Below are 21,795 nucleotides of genomic sequence, written 5' to 3' on the forward strand. Positions count from 1 at the left end.
TCCGTTGGGCACATTACGCTGCCGCGCCGCGCAATGCGGACTACTATATCGTCAGTGTATTGGGCAACCGGGCAAAGGAGGCTCGATGGCCGACTGGTCGAACATGATGCGCGATTTCGTCGACGAGATCGCGGCGAGCGTGGCGATGATCGGCCGCGACGAGCGGGGCCAGTTCGTGGTTTCGGCCTGCAACGATCATTTCATGCGAATGACGGGCGGCAGGCGTAGCGCGATCAAGTCGTTCCCGGCACCGTTCGATTCGCTCATTCCCAACTACGCCCGAACCGAATTCCGCAAGAAACTGACCCAGTGCTTCGAATCCGGCGTCGCCCGGGAACTCGAGCAAGCCTATGACCTGAGGGACGGAACGCACTGGTGGCGCCTGTCGTTGAAGCCGATACGCCACGCCGAAAGCGGCGTCTCCGTGCTCGAAATCATGGTCACAGGCCTTGAAATCACTACGAAAATGTTGCTGACGCACGAACTGGAAGTCAGTACGTCGCGCTTTCGTTCGGTCGTGGACGCAGCCTACGACGCCATCATCACGATCGACCAGCAGCATTGCATCACGCTGTTCAATCGCGCCGCCGAAAACCTGTTCGGGTACTCCGCCGAGGAAATGCTCGGCCAACCGATCACGGACCTTCTGCCCGAGCGCTTCCGCGGCAATCATTCGCAATATGTCCACCAGTTCGCGCGCTCGCCGGTGCGCTCGCGGCAGATGGACGAGCGCAACCGCGTGTATGGATTGCATCGGGATGGGTCGCTGTTGCCCGTCGAAATCGCGATTTCGAAAATCAACGTGGGCGGGCTGATCGAATTCACCGCGGTGATTCGCGATATCGCCGACCGCGTGCAATTGATGGACCTGCTCCAGAAACAGGCCGTGACCGACGAGCTGACCGGCCTGCCGAACCGCCGCGAATTTGCCGATACCGTCGAGCAGCTTCTGGAAGCGGACAAAACGCTCTCCGTCTTTATTCTCGATATCGATTACTTCAAGAAGATCAACGACAGCTACGGGCACGACATCGGCGACGAAGTGCTGCGCGTGCTGGCCAAGGTCGTGATGAACAGTGACAGGCGCATTGGCGTGTTCGCCCGCTGGGGCGGCGAAGAATTCGTCGCCGCCCTGCCCGAGTTCGATATCGAGCAGGCAACGGCCGTGGCCGAGGAGCTGCGCCAGACCATCGAGCAGCAGGACTTCGAGCACAAATGGCGGCTGGGCAAGCCTGTGCCGTTTACGGTGAGCATTGGCGTGACGGAACGCCTGCCGGGCGAGGATGACTTCGGTGCGATCGTCAAACGCGCGGACGTGGCGCTCTATCGGGCCAAGGACAGCGGACGCAACCGCGTGGAAGTCGGCTAGCGCGCACCACAAGCAATCGCATCGCCTGCTTTCGCCAGGGAGCTTCAAATGGACAGAATTGTGCTGGCCTGCGTGGCCGTGCTGGGTCTCCTGCTGTTTGGCCTCGGCCTGTCCATTTCCATGCTTCGCTTTCGCGAAGGCACGCTCTCGGGATGCGCGACGGACCCGGCCAGCCTGCTGCACAAGGTCGTGCGCGCGCATGCGAACACCGCCGAATATGTGCCCTTCCTGGCCGTGCTGTTTCTCTATCTGGGCACACGCTCGCCCTCGCCGGTCACGCTCGCGCTGATCGTGGCCGCGACCGCCTGCCGGTGCCTGCTCGTCGTCGGGCTGATCGCGTTTCCCTCGATGGCGAAACCCAATCCCGCCCGATTTCTCGGCGCGCTCGGCACTTACGCGGCCGGTATCGCGCTGAGTCTCGCATTGCTGCGTTGACTCGAGGTCATGAGCCGTGCGCGGCCATACCGCCTCTTTCGCTGTGCGCGCAACGTTGTCACCGATGTTGGCTACGGCGCACGCGAATCGCCGCGCAACGATGCCAGCAGTTGCACGAGCGCTTCGATGTCTTCATCCCGCGTGCGCCACGACGACACGCTGATCCGCAACGCAGGCCGCCCTTGCCAGATCGTGCCGCCGAACCACGTTTTGCCGGAGGCCTGCACGGCGCTGCGCAGCGCCTGCGTCTGCGCATCCGTTGCGCAGCGGAACAGCACCTGGTTCAGCACGACCCGGTTGAGCACCTCGTAGCCCAGCCGCCCGAGTTCCGCGCCGATGCGTTGCGCCTGCGCGTGATGGCGCTCGACCATGGCCGCGACACCGCCGCGTCCGAGCGTGCGCAGCGCCGCCCACACGGGAATGCCGCGCGCGCGGCGCGAAAATTCCAGCGTGAGGTTCTTCTGCGCGTCGGCGCTCGCGGACAAATACGCCGCGTCGCTGTTCATCGCCTCGGCCAGCGCCGTTGCATCGCGGCAAATGACCATGGCGCAGTCGTACGGCGTGTTGAGCCACTTGTGCGCATCGGTCGTCCAGCTATCGGCCCCTTCGATGCCTTCGGTCAGCGCAGCCAGTGACGAGGTCCGCGCCCACAGGCCGAACGCGCCATCGACATGCACCCACGCGCCGGCCGCCCGCGCACGCGCGATGATCGGCGCAAACGGGTCGAATTCGCCGGTATTCACCTCGCCGGCCTGCAGGCACAGGATCGTACGGTCGTCGAGCGGCGGGAGTCGCGCCGCATCCACGCAGCCATGAGCATCGACGGCCGCGTAGACGATGCGATCCAGCCCGAAGCCCAGAATGCGCAGCGCCTTCTTCACCGTGATGTGAGCGAGTTCCGAGATCACGACCTTGATCTCGGGCGCGCCCATCAGCCCCTGGCGGTCGAAGTCCCAGCCTTGCCGTGCCAGCAGCGCGCGCCGGGCCGTGGCGAGTGCGCCGAGCGTGCACGCGGTGGCGCTGGTGCCGAAGCCCACGGCGCTCTCACGCGGCAGGTCGAGTGCTTCGAGCACCCAGCGGCCGGCGATGCGTTCCACCGTGGCCGCGACCGGCGAGTTGTCGAACGTCGAGGCGCACTGGTCCCACGCCAGCATGAGCCGCTCCACCGCGGCCGCCGCGGGCAACGCCGCGCCGATCACGAAGCCGAAATAGCGCGGGCCGTTTGAAGCCGTAGTCGCCGGCGAGCCTACGCGGTCGAGCAGGGACAGCGTGTCTTCGGCGGGTAATCCGCTTGCGGGCAGCGGTTCGTCGAACGCACCGAGCGCCGCAATGGCTTCGTTCGAGGGGAAAACGCGCCGCGTGGCGTTGCCTTCGAGGTAGCGCAGGCCGCGCGCGTCGGCATCCGCCAGCAGTTTCAGTTCATCCATCCATGTCTCCCGGTTCGGGTTTCCATTCAAGCTTCAATTCGATGTGCAGGCGCACGAGGCCGCGCGCGGCATGCTGCGCACTGTGAGTGTCCAGAACACGAGCGCCAGCAAACTCGTGGCCGCGCCCAGCATACACACGCCATGCCAGCCCGCCACGGCATACGTCGCCGTCGTGCCGATCGCGCCAAGCCCGCTGCCAACCGCGTAGAACAGCATGTAAAGACTCACGAGACGGCTATGCAGTTGCGCATCGCTGCGAAAAATCAGGCTTTGATTGGTCACGTGCAGCGCCTGGCCGCCGAGATCGAGCAGCACGATGCCGACCAGCAGCATCCATAGCGAGTGTCCCAGCATCGAGAGCGGCCACCACGCCAGCAACAGGAGCGCCAGCGCGGCAGCGCTGGTGCGCTGGCCCCAACCCCGGTCGGCCCAGTGGCCCGCGCGCGCGGCGGCCAGTGCGCCCGTCGCCCCGGCGATGCCGAAGGCCCCGATCGCCGTATGAGAGAAATTGTAGGGCGGCGCACTCAACGGCAGCACCAATGCGCTCCAGAAGATATTGAGGGTCGCGAACATCAGCAGCGCGAGCGCGCCGCGCGTCTGCAGCACGCGATCCGAGCGCAGCAACGCGAACATCGAGATGATCAGCTGGACATAGCTCATCGTATCTAGCGCGCCGCGCGCCAGTTTCGGCAGCCGGCGCCACAACGGCACGGCAAGCGCGAGCATGACGGCGGCGGAACAGCCATACACGCCGCGGCAACCGGCGAGATCGCTCACGCCGCCGGAGAACACGCGAGCCAGCAGCAGGCCGATGAACACGCCACTGCCCGCTGCGCCCACCACGCGCCCGCGCTCGTCGGGCGCGGCGGCGGCGGCCGCATAGGCGATCAAACCCTGCGTCATGGCCGTGCCCAGCATGCCTACACCCAGCATGCCAGCCAGCAGCACCGCGACTGATCGCGCGAGACCGACCACGCCCAGCGCGGCCACCAGCGCCAGCAGTTGCGCGATCATCAGGCGGCGGCGCTCCACCCTGTCGCCCAACGGCACGAGCAGCAGCAACGCCAGCGCGCAACCGGTCTGTGTCGCCGTGACCACGCCGCCAATCGCGGCGCGGGTAATGCCGAAATCGCGCGCCAAGGCGTCCAGCAAGGGCTGCGCATAGTAGACATTGGCGACGCTCAAACCGCTGGCCACGGCGAACAGCAGTACGATGCCACGCGGCAACGGCGCGTGCGGCCGCACGGGAGCGCCGCGGGCCGGCGGTGCAAGCGCAACGGGATCCGCTTCCATGATCTTCAATCCAGTTTCAAAACAAAACTGATTGAATGGTATGTCGACTGGTTTTAAAATGCAACTACGTGAGGCGAACGCATTGCGTCAATCTGGACTGGCATAAGAGGGAGTCGTCATGGCAAGCCGCAAATCCATGCAGAAGGAGACCTGCCCCGTCGCGCGCTCGGTCGACGTGATCGGCGACCGGTGGTCGCTGATGATCCTGCGCGACGTCTTCGACGGCATCTACCGCTTCGGTGACATTCAGCGCAATCTGGGCGTGGCGCGCAATATCCTGTCCGGCCGCTTGAGCCATCTCGTCGAGGCCGGCATTCTCGAAACCCGGCCTGCCTCCGACGGCACGACCTATCAGGAGTACGTGCTAACGAAGAAAGGGGAAAGCCTCTTCCCCATCATCGTCGCGCTTCAGCAGTGGGGCGAGCGCCATTTGTTCGAGCGCGGCGAACGGCATTCGTGGTTGATCGACAAAGCAACGGGCAAGCCGTTGCTTTCGATGTTTCCGCAGACCCGTGAGGGGCAGGCGCTCACCCCTCACGACACCGTGGTCAAGAAGCCCGCATAACGCCCGCCCCCGACTTACATGGCGGGGTCGATCGGCGAAGGCGGCGCGCCGCGTTCCTCGATGGCCTGGCCCGCCAGCAGACACAGGTCTTCGCGGAAGTGCCCGGCGACGATCTGCACGCCAACCGGCACGTCCTTCACCATGCCCGTCGAGACGACGAGTCCCGGTAGGCCCATCGCGGGCAATGCGCGCATGGTCAGCTGGGCGTCCCACACGCGCTGGAATCCTGCCGCGCCCTGCATGTCGAGGTTGTCGGGGAACGGCAGTTCGCCCGAAACCGGCAGCAGCAGCACGGGATAGTCCGCAAGGAACAAGCGCCATGCGCGCGTGAGCGTCGTGCGGCGCACCAGCGACGGGACCACCACGTTCTCGGGCATCGCCGCGACCTTGGCGCGCACGCCGTCCACCACCGCCTGCGCGCCCGGGTCGCCGTCGCGGGCCACGGCGTCGGCGAGGGCCGGGAAGCCGTCGCCGAGCCACAGGCGTTCCTGCACTTCGCCGGCGTCACGCAGGAGCGGCACGTCGTCGATCTGCTCGACCGTCCAGCCCGCCTCGGCGAGCCGGCGGCCGGCGTCGAGCAAGGCGTCCTCCACCTCCTTCGTGATGCTCATGCCGCCCGGGCGCAGGCAGAGCGCCGCGCGCCGCGGCACATCGGGCCCGATGAGCGGCGCCGGTGCCCACCAGGGGTCGCGCAGGTCGGGCGCGGCAAGCGCCGCGAGCGCCAGGCGCAGGTCCTCGACCGTACGCGCCATCGGGCCCGCGCCCGACATCATCTGCGCGCCGATCGGCCGCTCGGGCGACGACGCGTTGAACGCCGGCACCCGCCCGATGCTGGGCCGCAAACCGTGCACGCCGCACGCATAGGCCGGGTAGCGCACCGAGCCGCCAATGTCGGTGCCGAGCGCGATATGCCCGATGCCGGCCGTGACCGCCGCCGCCGCGCCGCCGCTCGAACCGCCCGGCGTGAGCGACGCGTTGCGCGGGTTCTTCGTATGCCCGTGGACCTGGTTGCTCGTGAACCAGCGCAGCGCGAAGGTCGGCGAATTGGTGCGGCCGAGCAGCACCGCGCCCGCGCGCACGAGGTTCTCGATGGCGGGGCTGTTCACCTGCGCGATCAGATCCTTTTGCAGCCGCGTGCCGTTGGTCGTCGCGAAGCCCGCCTGGTCGATGTTGATCTTCGTGGTCACGGGCACGCCCGCGAGCGGCCCCGGGTCTTCGCCGCGCGCAATCGCCGCGTCGATCCTGTCGGCCTGGTCAAAGACCCATTCGGGCCGATAGTCGATCACCGCGTTGATGAGCGGATTGACGGCTTCGAGCCGCTCGAGCGCGGCCTTCGCGGCCTCGCGTGCCGACACCTCGCGCGCGCGAACCCGCCTGGCGAGTTCAGTTGCAGTTAAACGCCATAGTTCAGTCACGATCCCTCCGGTTCGTTGGCAAATTGGGAATGGCCAGGCCTGTTCAGGCGCTGGCCGATAAGGTCTCGACACGCCGCCGGTCGCGCAGAACCGCCAGCGCGAGCGCCGCGAGTCCGCACGCCGCAATGAGCGCGAGCAGCGCCGCGCGGCCGCCGTGCACCAGCACCCAGCCGCCGACGGTCGGAAACCCGAACGCGCCGACGAAGTACGCCGCGACGAACCACGTCAGCGCGGCGCGGCGGTGCGCGGCAACGGAGTCGTTGACGGCCTGGAGCTGGACGATCGGGTAAGCGAGCCCGTACCCGGTGCCCAGCAGCACCGCGGCCGCCGATTGGAACAACACGTGAAACGGCACGACGAACATCGCCGCGCTGCCCATCACCATCATGATGAGCAGCACTTTCGTCGCGGTTTCGGAGCGCATCTTGATGACCACGCGCGAGAGCAGCCAGCGCGTGGCGATGACCGTCACCGTGTAGACGCTGAAGAAGGTCGTCGCCTTCGCCTCGGTGCCTTGCACGAGCGACATCTGGAACGTCATGAGGCCCGAGAACACGCAGCCGCCCAGCGCGATGATGACGATGGGATACACCGCGCGCGTTCGGGCGATCACGCCCATCTTCAGGAGCCACGGGTCCGGCGAGGCCGGCTCCTGCGTCGTGGCAGTGGAAGCGGCGCGCACGTGCGGCGCGAGCCGGCCGAACAGTTCGAGCAGGACGGCCGCCAGCACGCACAGGCCGCCGATCGTGTAGAGCACGCCGCCAAGCGGCATGCGCCAGAAGCGGATCGCAAAGCCCGCGAGCGCCGGACTGGCGCCGATGCCCGTCATCTGCATGGTGGCGAAGCGCAGGAACCAGAGACCGCGCTCGGCGTCGTTGGTACGCTCGGCAAGCGCCATGGGCGCGGCGAGGCAGAACGCGCCCCAGCCGAAGCCCACGAGGAAGCCGGGCACGACGTCGAAGCTGCTCACGTGCTCGACGAGCGCGAAGCTCACCACGCCCGCACCCACGCAGAGCGCCGCGAGCGCGGCCATGCGCGCCGCGCCCACATGCTGGGCAACCCAGCCCGTGAGCGAGACGCCCACGAAGGTGCCGAGCGCGGCGCCCGCGAGCGCCACGCCGGTGTTGATGTCGTTCCCGCCGATGGCGCGCACGTGCATGGAAAACAGGAACGTCGCGCCATAGCCTGCCGATGCGAGCAGGACGCCGACAAGCATGATGAGAGCACTGAATGGGCGCACGGCGGAAATTCCGGACGATGACGGAAGTGTGCAGATTATCAGTCCCTGTACCCAGCGCTGCATTCAGGTGCTCCTCGGGTGCGATGTCGGTGGCAGGCTAGCTGCCGCGCGGGTGGAAGCGCCTCCACCGCACGGCTGGCGCGGGCCGGTTACTTTGCGTCCTGCTGCGCGTGCTCCGCCGCGTCGATGATCGCGTCGGCCACGGCTTTCGGCTGGCTCAGCATCGAGACGTGACTGCCGTTCACGCGCGTCACCTTTGCGCCGATATGCTTCGCCATCGATTCCTGCAGCGCGGGGTCGATCATGCGGTCGCGCGCCGTCACGACGAAATACGAAGGCTTGTCGTGCCACGCGGCCTGCGTGACCTTCTGCGAGAGCGCGCCGCTGAACCACGGGCCCTGGGTGGCCGCCACGATGCGTTGCTGCACGGGAGGCAGGTCGGGCGCAAAGTCCTCGCCGATCGCCTTGTCGGAGAGCGTCAGGTAGCCCGCCGAGTCCTTGCGCAGTTCGCTCGCCCAGGGCGCGTCCGGCTGGCCCTGGGTGATATCGGCGATCGACTGGCCGTTGTCGGGCGCGAAGGCCGCCACGTACACGAGCGACTTCACCTTCTCGTCGTTGCCCGCTTCGCTGATCACGACACCCGCCCACGAGTGGCCGACCAGCACCACCGGGCCCTTCTGCTGCTCGATCACGCGCTTCGTTGCGGCCGTGTCGTCGGCGAGCGAGCTGAGCGGGTTCTGCACGGCCACGACGTGCAGGCCGCGCGCCTCGAGCAACGGAATCACGCGGTTCCAGCTGGAGCCGTCGGCGAACGCGCCGTGCACCAGCACGACGTTGGTGCCTTTCAGGTCCTGCGGCGGCGCGGCATGCGCCGCCTGCAGCGCGAACAGGCCGCCGAGGAGCGCCACGGACGTGAAAATCTGCTTGATCGAAGCCATCGTTTTTCTCTCTTCTCTTATCGGGTCGTTCGGTGGGTCGGGAAAGGCGGATTACGAATGCGCGTAGATCGGGCCGAGGCCGGGGATATCGTCCTGGGCGGCGCGCGCGGCCTTCGTGCCGTTCATGGCGTGATGCGGCTTGCGCGGAGCGGACGCATCGGACGCCCCGTCCGCCACACCGCCATACGACGACGAAGCGGCTTGTTGCGCGACCTGGGTGGCTTCCACGCGCGCCAGCGCTGCCTGGATGTTGCGCGGGTATTGGGTTTCGTCGGCGGCCGGGTTGTAGCCGGCTTTCTGCAGCTGCACGAGTTCGGCGCGCACCTGCGCACGGGTGACGGGCTCGTTCGACTGGGCGAACGAGAGAACCGGGGCGGCGGCAAGAGCTGCAAGGGCGAGGAGCTTGAGGGCTTTCATGACGTTCTCCAAAGATCAATGAGGTAGACAGCGATCGGGTTCAAACCGGGTTCGGTTCAGCGCGAGGGGTGTATCGAGCTGGCGTAGGTGTATTTGAACGTCCGGATGTATCTGCCGTGTTTCCATTTGGGGCGCGGTTTGCATATCAACGTGTCCGAATTGCGCGCAGATACATTGCGCTACAAAAAGCCCGCCGCGATGCGCGGCGCGGGCCGTAACGCAAAACGCCGCCGGCCCGCGAGGGCACGGCGGCGCGGCATGGCATAGCGCGTCGCGTATCAGCCGAACGTGAAGCTGTAGACTTGCGCGCCCGGGTCGAGAAAGCGGATCTCGAAGGTGTGATCTCCAATGCGGCCGGACTGCCGCACGAGCTGATACAGGCGCGCGCTCGTGGCGACGCCGCTGCCGTCCGCTGCGACGTCGGCGCCGTGCGCGGCGCCCGGCGGCGCGCCGTCGATGCTGATGCGAAAGCGCACGGGCTTGCCGTCGGCGCTGGGCGCGAGCACCAGATGCAGGTCGCGCGCATGGAAGCGATAGGCAATGCTCGCCTGCGGCGCACTCGCCACGGCGGACTCGGCGCCCACGTTCCACTGCCCGCCGAACGCCCACTGGTTCAAGTCGAGCTGCCCCGGCAACGTGTACGCGGCAGCAGTATCGGCCTGCACGCGCTGCGCGTTCGCATTGCCCTGCGCCTCGCGATACCCCACGTACGTCTCGCCCGAGCCGATGTCGCGCGGATCCGCGGGCGCCAGCGCGCCGCTCGCCTGCGGTGCTTTCGGCGTGGCCGCAGCCGTGGCGCGGCCGTTATCGGCCAGCAGTTGCTGGATCGCCTGCTCGGCCTGCGCGTAATCGCCTTCGCCGAAGTGGTGATAGCGCACGCGGCCCTGGGCATCGACGAGATAGAACGCCGGCCAGTACTGGTTGCCGAAGGCGTTCCAGATGCGGTAGTCGCTGTCCACGGCAACGGGATAGCGGATGTCCAGATTGGTCAGCGCGCGCTTGACGTTGCCCGTGTCATGCTCGAAGCCGAACTCCGGCGTGTGCACGCCGATTACGACGAGGCCGTCGTTACGGTAGCGGTCGGCCCACGTCTTCAGATACGGCAGGGTTCGCAGGCAGTTGATGCACGAATAGGTCCAGAAGTTGACCAGCACGACCTTGCCGCGCAGCGCGTCGGGCGTGAGCGGCGCGGAGTTGAGCCACGCGTTCGCGCCGTCGAGCGCGGGCAGACGGCCTTCCACCGGAAGATCGACGGCGGGCGCCGGGGCCGGCATCGACACGCGCACGATGTGAGCCGCTGATTCGTCCTGCACCGCTGGACGCGCCTGGGCTTGCCGCTCCTCCTGACGCGTCGGCTCCGCGCGCGGCGCTTGCCGTGCCGTAGCGGGGCTCGCAAGCAAGTCGACGAGGCGTGCCTCCACGCCATTGGTCGGCGCGCCCGGCACCAGCGCCAGCAGGCGCGTATCCACGCCCAGTGCGATCGCGCCGACCGTGAGCAGCACGAGCGCACCCATCGCACGCCGCACATGCTCGCCCACGCCGAGCGAGCGCTTGAGCGCGGCCATCGCGCGATGGCCGAGGCCCGCCACCACCGCGAGCGAACTGGCGGCGCCCACCGCGTAGGCCGCGAGCGCGGCCCAGGTCAGCCAGGTCACGCCGTGGCGGGCCGCGCCGGTGATGATGAGACCGAGGATCGGCCCGGCGCACGGCGCCCACAGCAGGCCCGTGGCGGCGCCGAGCAGCACGGCGGAGCCGATGCGGCGCGACGCCCCGTCGTCCTGCGAGCGCGCCATGAAGCGGTCGGCGAGCGCCGCGAGCGGGCCGGAAAGGCGCGTGGCGAGCGCGGGAAAGAGCAGCGCCGCGCCGAACAGCGCGAAGAGCCCGAGCGCGACCCAGCGGCCGTACTCGCTCAGCTGCGCCGCGCCGTTCAGGCCGGCGGCGCCGAGCCCCGTGAGCAGCGCGAAGGTGAGCGCAAGGCCGAGCAGCATGGGTAGCCGGCCAGTCAGAAAAGGTTCTTCGGAACGCGCGAACACGAACGGCACGACCGGCAGGATGCAGGGGCTCAGGACGGTGAACGCACCGCCCACGAATGCGATGACGATGAGTAACATGAGTTCGGTCTCCAGACGAATGTCGGCGGACTTGCCATGTGGCGTATTTCAGCGCGGGCATGTATCCGGGGAATGTCTGGAACGCGGGCGTCGTGCATCGTCATGTATCGCGAAAGCGGCTGGATACAAAGCGATACAAACACGCGCGCGGCGTGCCGCGGCACGCGCGAGGCTGGGCACGCGCAGTGGACGATTTGTATCGCTACGTATCGCGCCCCGGCGGCGACACACTACGTTTCAACAGTGCCGCCAACGGGACACGAGCCAGATACGCGGGAGCGTTCCAATACGCTCGTCGTCCACACAAGGAGAACCCTCATGATCTCTCGTCTCAAGATTGCCGCTGTCGCCATCGGCCTCGCCGCCACCGCCGGGCTCGCCGCGTACGCTTCGGGCGAAGCGCCGTCGGGCGGCTCGGCCGCGCTGCAGACTGGCGCGCAGGCGCCCAACTTCACCGGCATCAACAACTGGCTCAACAGCCCGCCGCTCGACCTGAAACAGCTGCAAGGCAAGGTCGTGCTCGTCGACTTCTGGACCTTCGACTGCATCAACTGCGCGCACACTATCCCGCACATCAAGGAGCTGGACGCGCGCTATCGCGACAAGGGTCTCGTGGTGGTCGGCGTGCATACGCCCGAGTATTCGTTCGAGCGCGACACCGGCAACCTGCAGAAGGCCATCAAGCAATACGGCATTACGTATCCGGTCGCGCAGGACAACGGTTACGCGACGTGGAATGCCTACGGCAACCAGTACTGGCCGGCGGTCTACCTCATCGACCAGAACGGCAAGCTCGTTTATACCCACTTCGGCGAGGGCGACTACGCGCAGACCGAGCAGAAAGTCCGCGATCTGCTGGGCATTCAGGGCAAGCAGGGATGATCGGCTGGCGCCACCGCTCCGGCTTGCGGGGCGGCGGCGCTCTCAAGGCGCTACGCTACGTATTCGCCGAAACCAGCAGCAGCATCGGACGTTCGAGTTCCTCCGCCAATGCGGGCGTTTGCTGAATCTGCCCGGGCGTCGGCGCGAATTCATTCACGCGCTGAATATGGAAACCCGCGTCGATCAGCGTGTTCAGCGTGGTGCCCAGCGTGCGATGGTATTTCAGCACGCCCTTGACGAACCAGTCGGTGCGGCGCTCGCCCTCCATGGCGTAGCCGTTGACAGGCCAGGTCTTGCGGCCCTGCTGGTCGCCCGCCTCGCCACTGATCCAGTGCGGGTTCGCCGCCGCCATGTACACCGGATGCTCGATCGTGAAGACCAGTTGGCCGGCGCCTGCGAGCGCGCCGCGAAGGGTGCGCACGAGGCGGCCGAAATCGGCGACGTAATGAAAGGCCAGCGCGCTGTACACGAGGTCGAACGCCTCGCCGGGCAGGCTCAGCGTGTCGAGATCGCCGATCCGGTACTCGATGGCGGGGTCCGCCGTATCTGCCCTCGCGCGCGCAATCATGCGCTGCGAAATGTCGATGCCGAGCACCGAGGCCGCGCCCTGCTCGCGCATCCAGCGTGATGCCCAGCCGAAGCCGCATCCCAGATCGGCCACGCGTTTGCCGCGCAAATCCGGCAGCAGCGCGCGAACTGCCGGCCATTCGGGCGCGCCTTCGAGCCCCAGCAGCTGGCGCGGGAGCTGGCTGTAGCCTGCGAGGAAATCCGGATCATCGTAAATATTCTGCGCCATGTTTTCCCTTCGAGATCGCGAGCGAAGCAACCGACTATACGCGTAACATGCGCACGTACCCGCATAAAGGGAGAAGACCGATGTCGACGGACTGGAAAGGCCGCTGCCTGTGCGGCGCGGTGCAATACAACGCGCGCGGCGGAGCGCTCGCGCAGCTCGTTTGTCACTGCCGTGATTGTCAGCGCGCTTCAGGATCGGCCGGGTTGCCGGTGGTCGTCGTGAGCGCGGATGAATTCTCGTTCGAAGGCGAAATCCGGTCTTACACGATGACCGGCGGCAGCGGCATGCCGACTACGCGAAATTTTTGTGCACATTGCAGCAGCCTGCTCTTTGGCACACCGCAGCATGCGCCGGATATCGTGACGATCTACGCCGGCACGCTCGATGAACCCTCACGATTCCACGCCGAATTCGTACAGTTCACGTGTGAACGGCATCAACTGGACGCCCGCGGGCCCAGCGTTGCCCAACATACGGGACGAGCGCCCTGAAACACTCAGAGATGCCGCGTTTCCCGAGGCGGATTGCCCCAGTCATTCGCGAGACCGTTGGCATAGTACATTGGTGCGTCGAGGGCTTCGTTCAGGTCGAAGTCGTCGATGCACATGATATTCACGTTGATATAGGGGTAGCCCGTTCCATTCGGCATATCGACGCGATCGAATACATGCACGCCGCAGTGTTTGCAGAACGGATGATGCGCCACCGGGTTGCTCCCTTCGTAATGCGTGAGTTCGCTTTCGCCCGAGAGCAGAACGAAAGCTTCCGGGCGAACCTGGACGAGCCAGAGGCGCAATTTTCCGCAGAAGCTGCAGTTGCATTTTCCCGTGCCCTTGCTGAAATCGATCAGGGCTTCGAACTTCACCGACTGGCAATGGCAACTTCCACGGTACGTCCGCTGCATGGGGCTCTCCCGATCAGTGTGAAGACGACTGCCGGATTATGTCACCGATCCTGAATCAGGAGCCCCTGCACCCTGTCAAGGCGCGAAACGCGTAAATACGTAGTCGCGATCCTTCACCTTCGAAGCGTGGCACGCAAAACAGGTTTGATGCTGCGCCTCGTTGGCCGGCACGCCGTTGATGAAGCGCCCGTACCCCCAGCCGCCCGTCGACGCATAGCGGCGCGAGTCCTTCACCATGACCTGCACGGTCGTGGGCTGGCCCGGCACCGTGGCCGGCCCGAAATCGTCGGACTGCTTACGCTTGTACGCCAGCTTCACGAGGATCGTGCCGTCGGGATACGGCAGCGTCGCATTCTCGATGGCCTTGATCGCAACCGGATTGCCGAGCACCACGCGCAGTTCGTCGAGCGGCGCGGCCTCCTCGGCCGGCGCGATCATTTCCCACTTGCGGTAGCCGGGCGGAATCGTCACGCCGTAGATCGGCGAGGCGGCCTGGCCCGGCGCTTGCGTACCTTGCTGGGCCCATGCGGCAGGCCCCTGCGCGAGACCCGCGAGCAGGGCGAGCGCGACGGGCGCGCGATGCCTGAGAAAACGTGCTTGCATCGCGGCCCCCGTCACAGATGCGTGACTTGCAGGATGGCCTGCGCGAACTCCTTGGGCGCTTCCTGCGGGAGATTGTGGCCAATGCCGCCGTCGAGATTGCGGTGCAGATACTTGCCCGTGAACTTCTTCGCGTAAGCGGCCGGCGCGGGATGCGGCGCGCCGTTGGCGTCGCCTTCGAGCGTGATGGTCGGCACGGTGATGGCCGGCGCGGCGGCGAGACGCTGCTCGAGGCTGTCGTACTTCGCCTCGCCCTGCACGAGCCCGAGGCGCCAGCGGTAGTTCGAGATCACGATGGCCACGTGGTCCGGATTCTGGAAGGACGCTGCGCTGCGCTCGTAGGTCGCGTCGTCGAAGTTCCACTTCGGCGAGGCGAGTTGCCAGATCAGCTTGTTGAACGCGTCGCGATTCGCGGCATAGCCCTGCGCGCCGCGCTCGGTCGAGAAGTAGAACTGGTACCACCACTGCAGTTCGGCTTGCGGCGGCAGCGGCTTGCGGTTCGCCTCCTGGCTGCCGATCAGATAGCCGCTCACGGAGACCATTCCCTTCACGCGCTCGGGCCACAGCGCCGCGACGATGTTCGCCGTGCGCGCGCCCCAGTCGTAGCCGCCCAGAACGGCCTGATCGATCTTCAGGGCGTCCATGAAGGCGATCAGATCGACAGCGGTGACGGCCTGCTGGCCGTTGCGCGGCGTGTCGTCCGAGACAATGCGCGTGCTGCCGTAGCCGCGCAGATACGGCACGAGCACGCGATAGCCCGACGCGGCCAGCATCGGTGCGACCTCGACATAGCTATAGATGTCGTACGGCCAGCCGTGGAGCAAGATCACAACCGGACCGTTCTTCGGACCCGCTTCGGCGTAGCCTACATTGAGCAAGCCAGCGTTGACCTGCTTGATCGGGCCGAACGAGACGCCGTTGCCCGTGCGCGAGTTGCCTTCCGTGCCGCCAGCCGACTGTGCGTGCGCGAGACCGCCGAATGCGAAGTCCGCGAGCGTGAGGCCGGCAAGCGACGTGCCGAGAAGGCGACGGCGCCGGACGTTGACGGGATCTGACATGACCATTTCTCCTTGTTGTGCATGCAGGCCGCGCCCGAACGGCTTGGCCTCGTTGATGAGCCGGCGGCAGCAGATCGTTCAACCGGTCGATCGCGCTCGCGGCGGCAGGCAAATGCCCCGGTGAATTTATAACCGGGCAGGAAAAGCGCCATGTATCCCAATGTGTCTGTTGCGAGCGCGTACACAAAACGAATCAAAAAAGCGTCGGCGTGCCAGGATCGCTGCGGCGCGAGCGGGATTGAAAGAGCGGCGAGTTTGTATCGCAATGTATAAGCGCCGACGACAGACACATACCCTTGCAAAACGCGGCGTTCATGAAACACGGCAGATACGTCCGGTGGTTGTAATGCATCAACGCCGGAACTTGCTGTTGACCGGACGGATTTCCGAACCCTTCCAAGGAGAAAGTCATGAACGTCTCGAAGCTCGCCCTCGCCTTCGCCGCCAGCGCCGCGGTCCTCACCGCCGCTCCGGCCTTCGCCGCCATGCCCGCTCAGTCGGTCGCCGCGCAACCCTCAGTTCAGCAAAGCCAGGCATGGATGCCCGCCAGCAATGCGGCCAACGCAAAGATCACGCGTGCACAGGTTCGCCAGGAACTGGTTCAGGCGCAGCACGACGGCCAGCTCGCCGCGATCCAGCAACTGTACCGCGGCAGCTAATTCATTGTCCCAACGACGCTAACCCTAGGAGATAAATACCATGAGTCAGGCAGAAAAAGTGCTGTACACCGGCAAGACCCACACCACCGGCGGCCGCGATGGCGCGGCACGCAGCGACGACGGGCGTCTGGACGTGAAGCTCTCGCCGCCCGGATCGAGCGCGCCGGGCACGAACCCGGAGCAGATGTTCGCGGCGGGCTGGTCGGCGTGCTTCATCGGCGCGATGGGCCGCGCCGCCACGAAGCTCGGCACGACGCTGCCGCGCGACGTGGCAGTCGACGCCGAGATCGACCTCATCAACGCCGACGACGCCTTCAAGCTGCGCGGCCGCCTGAACGTCACCCTGCCGGGCGTCGATCGCGAGACGGCGCAGCGCATCGTCGAAACGGCACACCAGATCTGCCCGTACTCGAAGGCGACGCGCGGCAACATCGACGTCACGCTGAGCGTGGTCGAGGCGTAATCGCGTAGCAGCAGGAAGCAAAAAAGCGGGGCGGCTTGTGCGCGCCCCGCTTTGCTTTGGCGTGTCGCCGCGCACGTGGCGCTTCAGCCGTGCGGCGCTTCCACGAGATTGCTGGGCGAGCCGTTGCGCCAGGCCTCCACGTTACGCAGCGTCGTTTGCGCGATCTCGCTCATCGCCTCGCGCGTGAAGAACGCCTGGTGCGATGTGACGATCACGTTCGGAAACATCAGGAGACGCGCGAGCACGTCGTCCTGCAGTGGCGCATCCGAGTGGTCCTCGAAGAACAGGCCGCCTTCTTCCTCGTACACGTCGAGTCCGAGATGTCCCAGCTGGCCGCTCTTGAGCGCATCGACGAGTGCGGTGCTTTCCACGAGCCCGCCGCGGCCGGTATTGATAAGCATGGCGCCGCGCTTCATCTTCGCGAGCGCGTGACGGTCGATCAGATGACGGGTTGCGGGCACGAGCGGGCAATGCAGGCTCACCACGTCGGACTGCGCAAGCAGCGTATCGAGCGGCACGTAGCGCGCGCCGAGCACCAGCAAGTCGGCGGCCGGCGGGCCCGGATCATGGGCGAGCACCTGCATGCCGAAGCCCGCCATGATGCGCGCAAAACACCGGCCGATGATGCCCGTGCCGATCACGCCGGCCGTCTTCCCATGAAGGTCGAAACCGAGCAGCCCGGCGAGCGAGAAGTCGCCTTCGCGCGTGCGCGACACGGCGCGCGGCAGCTTGCGGTTGAGCGCGAGGATCAGCCCGACGGCATGCTCGGCCACCGCATGCGGCGAATAAGCGGGCACTCTCGCGACGGTGATGCCACGACGCTGCGCCGCCCCGAGATCGACGTGATTGAAGCCCGCCGAACGCAGCGCCACGAGTCGCGTGCCGCCCTTCTGGAGGCGCTCGAGCGTGGCGGCGTCGACCGTATCGTTGACGAACGGGCACACCACGTCGTAGCCATCGGCGATCACGGCGGTATCGGCATCGAGATGCGATTCCTGGTAGTGCAGTTCGTACTGGAAAGCGGTGTTCGCCTCGGTGAACGTATCGACGTCGTACTGGCGCGCGCTGAACAGGATCATGCGCGGCCGAGCGGAAGGGGGGATCTGGGTTCCCGGCATGTTGACCTCGTGCGAGCTTCGGGGTGTGGGCGCGAAGGGCGCCGTGATGCGCATGGATGCGCCTTGAACTCGAACGTGAAAGCGTTCGCGTGTGCCGCGTAGCCACGCAAGCACATGGTAACAGCAGGTCGGCGGGGGATCGGGAACGAGTGGGCTGGGGCTGAGGCTGGTCCTGGACGCGGCAACGCCGCGAAGCCTGCCGGTGCGCGGCAAACTTCGCGGCGTGGTGCCGCGCGCATTACGAGTGCGCGTAGATCGGGCCGAGGCCGACGACATCCTGACCGGCCTCATCGGCACCGGCCGCGTTCGATGCGGCGCGGGCGTGCGTGCGGCTGCCTGCTGCGGATGCGCCATCGGCTACGCCACCGAATGACGACGCCGCTGCACCGCTTTCGGCGCTCACGCGCGAGAGCGCGGCTTGCAGGTTCGCGGGGTATTGCGTGTTGTCGCTCGCGGGGTTGTATCCTGCCTTCTGGAGTTGCACGAGTTCGGCCTTCACTTCGGCGCGGGTCACCGGTTGGCTCGACTGTGCGAACGAGAGCGCGGGAACGGCAACGAGGGCAGCAAGAGCGGCGGCGGCGAGCGAGTGTGCGAGCTTCATGGTGTTTCTCCTGACGTTGGTGAGTGGTTGCGCACTGTTGTGTATCAACCTTGCGTAGGAGACATTTGAACGCCGCGATGTATCTGGCTTGTTTGCGCGCGAGCCCGTTTTTGCAAGCGCGCTTGTCAGGCGGACGGCCAGACACAGTGCGATACAAGAAGGCGCCCGGCCGGGTGGGCGGGGCCCGCTAGTACACCAAAAAGGGGCGAATCGAAAGTGTTGCTGCACTGCACACTTAGCCCCCCGCGCCTTGCATTCCGCCCTGAAAACCCTATAATAAGGGTTATCCCTTAGGCACTAACCCTAGCAAAGAGGAAATCATGGGTGCAATCGTCGAAAAACTGACTCAAGTTCTGGCTGCACTGCGTCGTCTTGGCGCCGAAGCGCTGAACCGTCACCTCGAATACTGCGAACTGCTCGCAGAAGCTCAGCGCCGCTGGTACTAAACCGCGCCTGACTGCAGCAAGCGTCCCTGCCCGTACAAACGAGGGACGAAAAGTAATACGCGGCCGCATCGAGCGGTCGGGTTTCATGCGGCGCCCAGCCGTGCCTCGATTCGGGAGGCATCCGTGCGCGCCGCATCGGGCCGTGATCCCGGCGCAGCCAGAAGTTCGCGTGCGCGGTCATAGGCTTGCGCAAAGCCACGCAGTTCCCGCGTGACCGGCCGGTCGTCCAGACCCCGCCGGGGGTGAGCGCGTGGCTTTCACCATGGCCACCGCACCGAATCCTGGTAGCGCGTGAGCATCAAATGCGCGACCGCGTTCGAGCGGTACGCGGCTACGCCCTGTTCGTCTTCGGAGTTCGCTGCGTCGATGCAGCAAAGCTCGGTCCGTGCGTGCTTCCACATCCCTCTTGCCATTTAGTTGCAATAGCAACGACCTCCCCGGCCACCGGATGTTAGCCACAGCGCCCTGCGCGCCAAATCCCGATTCCTCCATTGCCTTCGGCGCCGCGGATTAAGTGTGCGGCGCAACGTTCGGCGCGTTTTCGCGCCATTCGGGCCGGTTCGCGCTTTGGGCGGAAAGCGCCTAATCTTGAGGTATCGGCTCTTGCCCCATCTGTGAGCCGGAACGTGCGCCACCTTCCGGACTTCCGATGCGCGATCATCGCCCCTCGCATGCCGCGGTGCACGACGCGCCGCACGCTCACCCGCACCACCCGCTCACGGCGCGGCTCGCTCGCGCCGTTGTGTTCGTCGCCTTGCTGGTCGCGTGGGCCGCCCTGGCGGCCGCGCTGGCCGTGCCGGCTGCGTTCGCGGCACCGAGCCCGCCCGTCGTCGTCATGACGGTGAACGGTGCGATCGGGCCCGCCAGCGCCGATTTCATCGTCCGCTCGCTGGAGCGCGCCGCGCGCGAGCGCGCGCCGCTTGCGATCCTCGAACTGGATACGCCCGGCGGGCTCGACACGTCGATGCGCCAGATCATCAAGGCGATTCTCGCCTCGCCGGTGCCGGTTGCGACGTTCGTCGCGCCCGGCGGCGCACGCGCCGCGAGCGCGGGCACCTATATCGTCTACGCCAGCCACTTCGCGGCCATGGCGCCGGGGACGAACCTCGGCGCGGCATCGCCGGTGCAGCTCGGCGTGGGCGGCGGCGGTGGCGGTGGCCTGCCAGGTGGCCCGCCAGGCGCCCCCGAGACAGCTTCCGGCGCCTCGGCCCCGCACGCCGACGACAACGAATCGACGGAAGCCCGCAAGGTCATGCACGACTCCGCCGCCTACATCCGCGGCCTCGCGCAGCTGCGCGGGCGCAACGCGGCGTGGGGCGAGCGTGCGGTGCGCGAGGCCGTGAGCCTCTCGGACGAAGAAGCGCGCGACCAGCACGTGATCGATCTGATCGCGCAGGACCCCGCCGATCTCGCGCGCCAGCTCGACGGCCGCACCGTCACGACCACGGCGGGCACGCTGCGCGTCGCCAGCGCGCACGCACCGCTCGAAGTCGTCGCGCCCGACTGGCGCAACCGCTTCCTCTCGATCGTCGCCGACCCGAACGTCGCGCTGATTCTGCTGACCATCGGCATTTACGGACTCTTCTTCGAGTTCGCCAACCCGGGCTTCGTGCTGCCCGGCGTGGCGGGCGCGACCTGCCTGCTGGTGGGCCTCTTCGCCATGCAGCTGCTGCCCGTGAACTACGCGGGCCTCGGGCTCGTGCTGCTCGGGCTCGCATGCCTCATCGCGGAGGCATTTCTGCCGACCTTTGGCGTGCTGGGCTTCGGCGGCATCGTGGCGTTCGCCATCGGCGCGCTCATGCTGATGGACACCAGCGCGCCTGGCTACGGCATCCCCATTCCGCTCATCGCGGGCCTCGCGCTCGGCGGCGCGGCGTTCGTCGCCGCCGTCTCCAGCGTGGCGCTGCGCGCGCGACGCCGGCCCGTGGTGACCGGCGCGGAGGCGATGGTAGGCGCCACGGGCGAAGTGATCGACGAGGGCCTGCACCCCGACCCGCGGCCAGGCCACGCAGCCTTAGCCACAGGCTGGGCGCGCGTGCACGGCGAGCGCTGGCGCGTGGCGTGCGCCACGCCGCTCGCCGCCGGCAGCCGCGTGCGCGTGAGCTCGCGCAGCGGTCTCACGCTCACCGTCACCCCGCTGCACGGCGCGGTACACGAGAAGGCAAACGACAAGGGAGAACATTCATGATCGGCTTCACGTTCGGCTTCACAGGTCTTCTGATCGCGCTGCTGGTGCTGATCGCGTTATCGTCCATCCGCATCTTCAAGGAGTACGAACGCGGCGTCGTGTTCATGCTCGGGCGCTTCTGGAAGGTCAAGGGGCCGGGCCTCGTGCTCATCATTCCCGTGGTGCAGGTGGCGGTGCGCATCGACCTGCGCACCGTGGTGTTCGACGTGCCTTCGCAGGACGTCATCACGCGCGACAACGTTTCGGTGAAGGTCAACGCCGTGGTCTATTTTCGCGTGGTGGACCCGGAAAAGGCCGTGATTCAGGTGGCGCGCTACATCGACGCGACGAGCCAGCTCGCGCAAACCACGCTGCGCGCCGTGCTCGGCAAACACGAACTCGACGCCCTGCTCGCCGAGCGCGAGCAACTGAACGCCGACATCCAGAAAGTACTCGATGCGCAAACAGACGCGTGGGGCATCAAGGTGTCGAACGTCGAGATCAAGCACGTGGACCTCAACGAAACGATGATCCGCGCAATTGCCCGCCAGGCCGAAGCCGAACGCGAGCGCCGCGCAAAGGTGATTCACGCGGAAGGCGAACTGCAGGCGTCCGAAAAATTGCTGCAAGCCGCGCAATGCCTCGCGAAGCAGCCACAGGCGATGCAACTGCGCTATCTGCAGACGCTCACCACCATCGCCGCCGACAAGAACTCCACCATCGTCTTCCCGCTGCCGATCGAACTGCTCAACGCGCTGATCGAGCGCTTGGGCAAGTGATCCGGCCCCTCGGTTTCGAGCCGCTTGCGCCTTCGGCAGTTCACCTGAATATTGCAGCGCAGCGAAAAAGCAGGCCACTGCACTGCGCGCGCTCGTGCACGCTTCTTTTGAG

25 protein-coding genes and 1 pseudogene are annotated in these 21,795 nt (G+C 66.5%); 10 read left to right on the forward strand and 16 right to left on the reverse strand.

Annotation, left to right across the window (positions count from 1 at the left end):
* Window positions 1-85: 85 nt before the first annotated feature.
* Window positions 86-1,369 (forward strand): diguanylate cyclase, encoded by a 1,284-nt coding sequence (locus tag AB4Y40_RS07825; protein ID WP_368687184.1) that lies wholly within the window; start codon window positions 86-88, stop codon window positions 1,367-1,369.
* A gap of 48 nt (window positions 1,370-1,417) precedes the next feature.
* Entirely contained in the window at window positions 1,418-1,804 is a 387-nt protein-coding gene (locus tag AB4Y40_RS07830) for an MAPEG family protein (RefSeq protein WP_368687185.1), read from the forward strand.
* A 71-nt stretch (window positions 1,805-1,875) separates the two neighbouring features.
* On the opposite strand, the gene AB4Y40_RS07835 is transcribed toward AB4Y40_RS07830, so the two are convergent.
* Together AB4Y40_RS07835 and AB4Y40_RS07840 are read right to left on the reverse strand one after the other, a co-directional pair.
* Window positions 1,876-3,231, reverse strand: coding sequence for an aspartate aminotransferase family protein (locus AB4Y40_RS07835; RefSeq protein WP_368687186.1), 1,356 nt, complete (start codon window positions 3,229-3,231; stop codon window positions 1,876-1,878).
* A 33-nt stretch (window positions 3,232-3,264) separates the two neighbouring features.
* Window positions 3,265-4,524 (reverse strand): MFS transporter, encoded by a 1,260-nt coding sequence (locus AB4Y40_RS07840; protein WP_368687187.1) that lies wholly within the window; start codon window positions 4,522-4,524, stop codon window positions 3,265-3,267.
* A 118-nt stretch (window positions 4,525-4,642) separates the two neighbouring features.
* Here AB4Y40_RS07840 and AB4Y40_RS07845 point away from each other — a divergent pair, with 118 nt between their 5' ends.
* Window positions 4,643-5,089 carry a winged helix-turn-helix transcriptional regulator gene (locus tag AB4Y40_RS07845; protein ID WP_368687188.1) on the forward strand — a complete coding sequence of 149 codons (447 nt, stop codon included), beginning with the start codon at window positions 4,643-4,645 and terminating at the stop codon, window positions 5,087-5,089.
* 14 nt (window positions 5,090-5,103) lie between these two features.
* On the opposite strand, the gene AB4Y40_RS07850 is transcribed toward AB4Y40_RS07845, so the two are convergent.
* From AB4Y40_RS07850 to AB4Y40_RS07870, 5 genes are all read right to left on the reverse strand, one after another.
* Complete coding sequence (locus AB4Y40_RS07850) at window positions 5,104-6,504, reverse strand: amidase family protein (RefSeq protein ID WP_368687189.1); 1,401 nt, start codon at window positions 6,502-6,504, stop codon at window positions 5,104-5,106.
* Between the two features lie 43 nt (window positions 6,505-6,547).
* A complete protein-coding gene (locus AB4Y40_RS07855; protein ID WP_368687190.1) occupies window positions 6,548-7,744 on the reverse strand; it encodes an MFS transporter in 1,197 nt (398 codons plus the stop codon).
* A 149-nt stretch (window positions 7,745-7,893) separates the two neighbouring features.
* Window positions 7,894-8,682 (reverse strand): alpha/beta fold hydrolase, encoded by a 789-nt coding sequence (locus tag AB4Y40_RS07860; RefSeq protein ID WP_368687191.1) that lies wholly within the window; start codon window positions 8,680-8,682, stop codon window positions 7,894-7,896.
* A gap of 51 nt (window positions 8,683-8,733) precedes the next feature.
* Window positions 8,734-9,099 (reverse strand): DUF4148 domain-containing protein, encoded by a 366-nt coding sequence (locus AB4Y40_RS07865; RefSeq protein WP_368687192.1) that lies wholly within the window; start codon window positions 9,097-9,099, stop codon window positions 8,734-8,736.
* Window positions 9,100-9,377: 278 nt separating this feature from the next.
* A complete protein-coding gene (locus AB4Y40_RS07870; protein ID WP_368687193.1) occupies window positions 9,378-11,210 on the reverse strand; it encodes a cytochrome c biogenesis protein DipZ in 1,833 nt (610 codons plus the stop codon).
* Window positions 11,211-11,528: 318 nt separating this feature from the next.
* On the opposite strand from AB4Y40_RS07870, the gene AB4Y40_RS07875 reads away from it, so the two are divergent.
* Entirely contained in the window at window positions 11,529-12,092 is a 564-nt protein-coding gene (locus AB4Y40_RS07875) for a thioredoxin family protein (protein WP_368687194.1), read from the forward strand.
* 55 nt (window positions 12,093-12,147) lie between these two features.
* Here the strand turns inward: AB4Y40_RS07875 and AB4Y40_RS07880 are convergent, their stop codons facing one another.
* On the reverse strand, window positions 12,148-12,888 hold the full coding sequence (locus AB4Y40_RS07880) for a class I SAM-dependent methyltransferase (protein ID WP_368687195.1): 741 nt from the start codon (window positions 12,886-12,888) through the stop codon (window positions 12,148-12,150).
* A 47-nt stretch (window positions 12,889-12,935) separates the two neighbouring features.
* Here AB4Y40_RS07880 and AB4Y40_RS07885 point away from each other — a divergent pair, with 47 nt between their 5' ends.
* On the forward strand, window positions 12,936-13,379 hold the full coding sequence (locus AB4Y40_RS07885; RefSeq protein WP_368687196.1) for a GFA family protein: 444 nt from the start codon (window positions 12,936-12,938) through the stop codon (window positions 13,377-13,379).
* A gap of 5 nt (window positions 13,380-13,384) precedes the next feature.
* Here AB4Y40_RS07885 and AB4Y40_RS07890 read toward each other — a convergent pair whose 3' ends face one another.
* The 4 genes from AB4Y40_RS07890 to AB4Y40_RS07905 form a co-directional block, all read right to left on the reverse strand.
* The gene (locus tag AB4Y40_RS07890) at window positions 13,385-13,792 is read right to left on the reverse strand and encodes a GFA family protein (RefSeq protein WP_368687197.1); all 408 of its coding nucleotides are present in this window, start codon (window positions 13,790-13,792) and stop codon (window positions 13,385-13,387) included.
* A 75-nt stretch (window positions 13,793-13,867) separates the two neighbouring features.
* Window positions 13,868-14,395, reverse strand: coding sequence for a cytochrome P460 family protein (locus AB4Y40_RS07895; RefSeq protein ID WP_368687198.1), 528 nt, complete (start codon window positions 14,393-14,395; stop codon window positions 13,868-13,870).
* A gap of 11 nt (window positions 14,396-14,406) precedes the next feature.
* Complete coding sequence (locus AB4Y40_RS07900; protein ID WP_368687199.1) at window positions 14,407-15,450, reverse strand: alpha/beta fold hydrolase; 1,044 nt, start codon at window positions 15,448-15,450, stop codon at window positions 14,407-14,409.
* A 193-nt stretch (window positions 15,451-15,643) separates the two neighbouring features.
* Window positions 15,644-15,862: a hypothetical protein gene (locus AB4Y40_RS07905; protein WP_368687200.1), complete on the reverse strand. Its 219-nt coding sequence runs from the start codon at window positions 15,860-15,862 to the stop codon at window positions 15,644-15,646.
* Between AB4Y40_RS07905 and AB4Y40_RS07910 the strand changes: the two genes are divergently transcribed.
* Window positions 15,861-16,109 (forward strand): DUF4148 domain-containing protein, encoded by a 249-nt coding sequence (locus AB4Y40_RS07910; RefSeq protein WP_368604723.1) that lies wholly within the window; start codon window positions 15,861-15,863, stop codon window positions 16,107-16,109. The genes AB4Y40_RS07905 and AB4Y40_RS07910 overlap by 2 nt on opposite strands.
* Before the next feature lie 40 nt (window positions 16,110-16,149).
* Window positions 16,150-16,572 (forward strand): organic hydroperoxide resistance protein, encoded by a 423-nt coding sequence (locus AB4Y40_RS07915; RefSeq protein WP_368687201.1) that lies wholly within the window; start codon window positions 16,150-16,152, stop codon window positions 16,570-16,572.
* 83 nt (window positions 16,573-16,655) lie between these two features.
* Here the strand turns inward: AB4Y40_RS07915 and AB4Y40_RS07920 are convergent, their stop codons facing one another.
* Both AB4Y40_RS07920 and AB4Y40_RS07925 read right to left on the reverse strand, forming a co-directional pair.
* The gene (locus AB4Y40_RS07920; RefSeq protein ID WP_368687202.1) at window positions 16,656-17,690 is read right to left on the reverse strand and encodes a 2-hydroxyacid dehydrogenase; all 1,035 of its coding nucleotides are present in this window, start codon (window positions 17,688-17,690) and stop codon (window positions 16,656-16,658) included.
* A gap of 238 nt (window positions 17,691-17,928) precedes the next feature.
* A complete protein-coding gene (locus tag AB4Y40_RS07925) occupies window positions 17,929-18,291 on the reverse strand; it encodes a DUF4148 domain-containing protein (RefSeq protein WP_368687203.1) in 363 nt (120 codons plus the stop codon).
* A gap of 320 nt (window positions 18,292-18,611) precedes the next feature.
* Between AB4Y40_RS07925 and AB4Y40_RS07930 the strand changes: the two genes are divergently transcribed.
* Complete coding sequence (locus AB4Y40_RS07930) at window positions 18,612-18,737, forward strand: hypothetical protein (RefSeq protein ID WP_256094506.1); 126 nt, start codon at window positions 18,612-18,614, stop codon at window positions 18,735-18,737.
* An 83-nt stretch (window positions 18,738-18,820) separates the two neighbouring features.
* Here the strand turns inward: AB4Y40_RS07930 and AB4Y40_RS07935 are convergent.
* Window positions 18,821-18,976 (reverse strand): annotated as a pseudogene (locus AB4Y40_RS07935) (flagellin N-methylase); the annotation flags it as partial.
* 18 nt (window positions 18,977-18,994) lie between these two features.
* Window positions 18,995-19,138, reverse strand: a complete 144-nt coding sequence (locus tag AB4Y40_RS07940) for a hypothetical protein (RefSeq protein WP_368687204.1) — start codon at window positions 19,136-19,138, stop codon at window positions 18,995-18,997.
* Between the two features lie 248 nt (window positions 19,139-19,386).
* Between AB4Y40_RS07940 and AB4Y40_RS07945 the strand changes: the two genes are divergently transcribed.
* Both AB4Y40_RS07945 and AB4Y40_RS07950 read left to right on the forward strand, forming a co-directional pair.
* Window positions 19,387-20,925 (forward strand): nodulation protein NfeD, encoded by a 1,539-nt coding sequence (locus AB4Y40_RS07945; RefSeq protein WP_368687205.1) that lies wholly within the window; start codon window positions 19,387-19,389, stop codon window positions 20,923-20,925.
* The gene (locus AB4Y40_RS07950) at window positions 20,922-21,683 is read left to right on the forward strand and encodes a slipin family protein (RefSeq protein ID WP_069262378.1); all 762 of its coding nucleotides are present in this window, start codon (window positions 20,922-20,924) and stop codon (window positions 21,681-21,683) included. The genes AB4Y40_RS07945 and AB4Y40_RS07950 overlap by 4 nt, the downstream gene beginning before the upstream one ends.
* The last annotated feature ends 112 nt before the right edge of the window (window positions 21,684-21,795 follow it).

This window comes from Paraburkholderia sp. EG287B, assembly GCF_040965595.1.
Taxonomy (GTDB): domain Bacteria; phylum Pseudomonadota; class Gammaproteobacteria; order Burkholderiales; family Burkholderiaceae; genus Paraburkholderia.